This window comes from Candidatus Synechococcus spongiarum, from assembly GCF_900047545.1.
GTDB lineage: Bacteria > Cyanobacteriota > Cyanobacteriia > PCC-6307 > Cyanobiaceae > Synechococcus_B > Synechococcus_B spongiarum_C.
The window spans coordinates 1-4,428 of record NZ_FITM01000096.1 but is presented as its reverse complement, the minus strand read 5'-3'; the positions used below and the strand labels follow the sequence as shown (position 1 = coordinate 4,428).

Annotated in this window: 5 protein-coding genes; 3 read left to right on the top strand and 2 right to left on the bottom strand. The window is 61.7% G+C overall.

Annotated elements, in window-relative coordinates; genetic code table 11:
- Nucleotides 1-65 precede the first annotated feature (65 nt).
- Entirely contained in the window at nucleotides 66-1,349 is a 1,284-nt protein-coding gene (ctpZ, locus tag FLM9_RS04140; protein ID WP_081340186.1) for a carboxyl-terminal processing protease CtpZ, read from the bottom strand.
- 178 nt (nucleotides 1,350-1,527) lie between these two features.
- On the opposite strand from ctpZ, the gene petB reads away from it, so the two are divergent.
- Nucleotides 1,528-2,175, top strand: coding sequence for a cytochrome b6 (petB, locus tag FLM9_RS04135; RefSeq protein WP_074457396.1), 648 nt, complete (start codon nucleotides 1,528-1,530; stop codon nucleotides 2,173-2,175).
- 66 nt (nucleotides 2,176-2,241) lie between these two features.
- Nucleotides 2,242-2,724 carry a cytochrome b6-f complex subunit IV gene (gene petD, locus FLM9_RS04130; protein WP_074457395.1) on the top strand — a complete coding sequence of 161 codons (483 nt, stop codon included), beginning with the start codon at nucleotides 2,242-2,244 and terminating at the stop codon, nucleotides 2,722-2,724.
- Here the strand turns inward: petD and FLM9_RS04125 are convergent, their stop codons facing one another.
- Nucleotides 2,725-4,194 (bottom strand): glycoside hydrolase 100 family protein, encoded by a 1,470-nt coding sequence (locus FLM9_RS04125; protein ID WP_074457394.1) that lies wholly within the window; start codon nucleotides 4,192-4,194, stop codon nucleotides 2,725-2,727. It lies immediately after the preceding gene.
- Here FLM9_RS04125 and FLM9_RS04120 point away from each other — a divergent pair.
- Nucleotides 4,193-4,428, top strand: a 236-nt coding sequence (locus FLM9_RS04120) for an HAD family hydrolase (protein WP_218969735.1), incomplete at its 3' end; no start/stop codon positions are given. The genes FLM9_RS04125 and FLM9_RS04120 overlap by 2 nt on opposite strands.

The following is a 4,428-nucleotide window of genomic DNA, read 5'->3' as shown; positions in this document are numbered from 1 at the left end:
CTGCCGTCCTCCTCGCCGCCACTCCCATCTTCTGGTTATGAGTCCTGAGCCTAAAGGCGCGGCCTTCAGGTCATGGCGGTGCGCTCAATGTGCTTTTCATGGCGATGGAGCTGATTCTGCAGGGCCACCATGGCCCGCTCCAGCCAGGGATCCTGGTCGTCTTCCTCCGGGGCCTCCCGTCTTGAGGCCGCAAGCACCTGATCGGGGATGATGCCCGTGCTCTGGATGTCACGGCCGGTCGGCGTCACGTAACGGGCCACGGTGACCGCCAGGCCACTGCCGTCGTTCAGGGGGATCAGGGTTTGGATCAAACCCTTCCCGAACGTGGGACGTCCCAGCACCTCGGCCCGCCCATCATCCTGCAGGGCCCCGGCCAGAATTTCACTGGCACTGGCGGTGCCGCTGTTGACAAGCACCACCATGGGACCGTCGTAAAGGGTCCCCACATCCGCGGTGATGGTGTCCACGATCCCGTTGCGGTCCCGGATGCGCACAAGGGGCTGGTCGTCCAGCAGGGAGTGACCCACCTGCAAGCCACTGCCCACCAGACCGCCGGGATTGTTGCGCAGGTCAAGAACCAGCCCCTCGATGCACTTGTTTTGCAGTTCTGCCAGTGCCGCGCTCACCAGGTCCGGCACCGTGGTCGTGAACTGCCTGATCCGCAGCAGGCCGTAGGTGTGCCCGTCTTCCCGGAGGCGACGGCTGCGCACGGGGCGCAAATCCACGGTGCGCCGCTCAAGGGAAAGGAATTGGCGATCACCGTCCGGCCCCACCAATTCAACCTCCACAACCGTGCCGGACGGTCCCCGCAGGGCAGCAGCAACCCCTTCCAGGCCCAGGTCTTCCACGGAGTTGCCCTCCACCACCAGGATGACGCTGCCCGGCTGAATCTCGGCCACTGCCGCTGGAGACCCCTCCAGGGACGAGATCACCTGCACCGCGGTCTCCCCTTCGTTGATTCCCAGTTGCAGACCCACGCCGCTGATGGACCCTGCCGTGCTGTCCGTTAAGGCCTTGAACTGCTCCGGACGCAGGAAACGGGTGAAGGGGTCGCCGAGGGGTTCCAGCATGGTCTCGATGGCCCGATAGGCACGCTCCCTGGAGGGAATCGGCTGCTCCAGCGCTTTTTGCCGCAGGCGGCGCCACGGTACGCCCTCGAACGTGGGGTCCACGTAGCTTTGGTTCACAAAGCTCCAGGCGTCCACAACCAGTTGCTGGTCTTCGGAGAGGGCGTGAACTGCTGGCGCCCCCATGAGGAAGCCAACAAGAATCACGATGAAAAGACAAATCCTGAACTTGCGCACGCCGCCTTGCGCCCACCAGTCAATTTTGGCGCGATGCCTGCCCATGGTGATGCCTCTGGCTTCAAGTCTATAAAATCTCTTTGGCGGCAGCCTGCCCGGCACCCACTTTTTGACGTGGACTGCCTAGAGTCCTGTTTTATTGCGCAGGCTGGACCCTGCGCCGGAAGACCAGCCACGGCTTCTGTCCCTTCCCATCCCTGAGCATCTGACCCCCTTTGCCCCTATGTCGAAGGTTTACGACTGGTTCCAAGAGCGCCTGGAGATCCAGGAGATCGCGGACGACTTCTCCACCAAGTATGTTCCGCCCCATGTGAACATCTTCTATTGCCTGGGTGGCATCACCCTTGTGTGCTTCCTGATTCAGTTTGCCACGGGGTTTGCCATGACATTTTACTATCGCCCCACGGTGGCTGAGGCCTTCAACTCTGTTCAGTACCTGATGACCTCGGTGAACTTCGGCTGGCTGATCCGCTCCGTCCATCGCTGGAGCGCTTCCATGATGGTGCTGATGCTGATTCTCCACGTGTTCCGGGTCTACTTGACGGGGGGCTTCAAGCGACCCCGTGAGCTCACCTGGGTGGTGGGTGTCACCATGGCGGTCATCACCGTCAGCTTTGGGGTCACCGGGTACTCTCTCCCCTGGGACCAGGTGGGCTACTGGGCCGTGAAGATCGTCTCCGGTGTGCCTGCCGCCATCCCCTTGGTTGGCGACCAGGTGGTGGAGCTTCTCCGGGGTGGTGAAAGTGTTGGTCAGGCCACACTGACCCGCTTTTACAGTCTTCACACCTTCGTGCTGCCCTGGCTTTTGGCGGTCTTCATGTTAATGCACTTCCTGATGATCCGTAAGCAAGGAATTTCAGGTCCCCTCTAAGCCTGTACGGCAGAGTCCCACGGCTTCCGGGTCCCCTTCTCCCCTGTTCATCCCACCCACCCCACGATGTCCATCCTCAAGAAACCAGACCTGAGCGATCCGGCGCTGCGGGCCAAGCTGGCCAAAGGCATGGGTCACAACTATTACGGTGAGCCAGCTTGGCCCAACGACATCCTCTACATCTTCCCCGTGGTCATCCTGGGGACCCTCGCCTGTTTGGTGGGGCTGTCCGTCCTGGATCCCGCCATGGTCGGGGAGCCTGCCGATCCCTTTGCCACGCCTCTGGAAATCCTGCCGGAGTGGTACCTCTATCCCGTGTTCCAGATCCTGCGGGTGGTGCCCAACAAACTGCTGGGCATTGTGCTCCAGGGCATGGTGCCTTTGGGGCTGATGCTGGTTCCGTTTATCGAGAGCTTCAACCGCTTCCAAAATCCCTTCCGGCGGCCCGTTGCCATGACTGTCTTTCTGTTTGGCACCTTCATGGCCCTGTACCTGGGCATCGGCGCCACCCTGCCCATAGACAAGTCCCTCACCCTGGGACTGTTCTGATCAAGCCCTTCCCGACGTCTCCTGGCTCAACGCGAACGAAAAGTTGAGCCGGCAGCCGTTGCGGAGCAGTTCACGGGTCAGCAGGAATCCCACGATGGTCCAGGTTTGATAGGTCCTGGCCTGCTGGCCCACCCACGTTCCCGTGGGGCCGTCAAAGTATTCCGCCCACTGCTGGCGGGGCAGTTGGCTGAGATGGATCTGGTAGCACCGCTCCAGCAGGGTTTTGAGTTGGCCCGTCAGCAACACATCCGCATTGGGGTGGTCCTTGTCGTGGAGGGCCACCGCCATCACCAGGTACCAGAGCAAGCTGGGCCAATGCCCACCGTTGTGGTAGCTCCAGGGCCAGTTTTTGGGATCGGAGCCCGTCTTCATGGCCCACTCCTGCCCCTCCATGGGAGGGTGGCAGATGCGCATGGGCATCTGGGCCATTAGATGGTTGTTGTTGTGCAGTACCAACCGGAACAAAGCCCGCTGCTGGGGCGCAGTCAGCAGCCCGAAGATGCAGGCCAGGCTGTTGCCCAGGGTGAAAAACCGGTAGTCCGGCCGCCCCGTGCGCACGTTGCCGATGAGATAGCCGCCGCGGTTGTCCAGCCAGTCCTGAAGCCAGTCCGGGATGAACGTGGGCTGAATGTTGAACTCGTTCAGGTGCTGCACGTCTCCGTATTGCTCCGTGGGGCGCCGCCGCAGCACCTGAATGGTTTTGCTGGTGACCCAGTAATGCTTCAGCAGGTAGGAGCGCAGGTCATGGATCCACTGCCGGGTGAGGGGGATCCTCTGGCTGAGCAGCCTGCTGGGGGCGGCGTTGTGGTGTTGGGCCAGCTCCATGAGATGGACACAGCACTTCAAGCAGCCGTACAGCAGCACCTCGATTTCCAGAGGGGCGCCCCACACGTCCATGGGACGGTCAATCATGAAGGAGCAGTCGGGCACGAACAGGACAGGCGTGCCGGCAACGGAGGGTTGCATCACCAGGTCCAGGAGTCGCTGCACCGCCCGCTGCACCCGTTGGTCACAGCCGAACTGCCAGTCCTGCACGTGGGAGACGTAGATCCAGCAGAGGATGGGCCACCAGAGGCTGGCATCCACCGAACTGATGCGACCAATGGACCGTTGGCCGTAGTCCGCAACCAGCTCCCCCTCTTTCTCAATGAAGCTGGTGGGGAACAGACCTCGGGTTTGCAAGGCGCTGCTTTGCAGGTCCATGCACAGCACCAGAAAGTGGCGCACCAGAGCATGGCGTCCTTTCAGGAGCAGATGGATCATCACCGGCACGTTGTCCCGGAGAAACACTTCTCCGTAGTTGAGGGACATGCCTTTGCTGGGGTACTCAATGGCTGCCACGGCCCCTGCCAAATGGCCCCTCACCTTGATAAGGGTGCGCTCAAGATGGGCCTCCGCCGATTGGATGATCTTCTCTTCCTTCAGGCTGGCGCGGCTGCGGGAGCGGGGTGGAATGATGGATTTGGACATGGCTACGGTGCCCAGTCGTCAGGGGAGGAAAGGGGCAATGAAGGACCTGCTGTTGGTTACCGATCTGGACCATACCCTTGTGGGGGATAGACAGGCCCTGGCACATCTCAATCAAACACTGCAAACACTGCGCTCCCGCATCAACCTGGTCTACGCCACCGGCCGCAGCCTGGCCGGAGCGCGCCAGTTGCAGCAGGAGGATGGCCTGCTGGAGCCCGAGGGTTGGGCCACGGG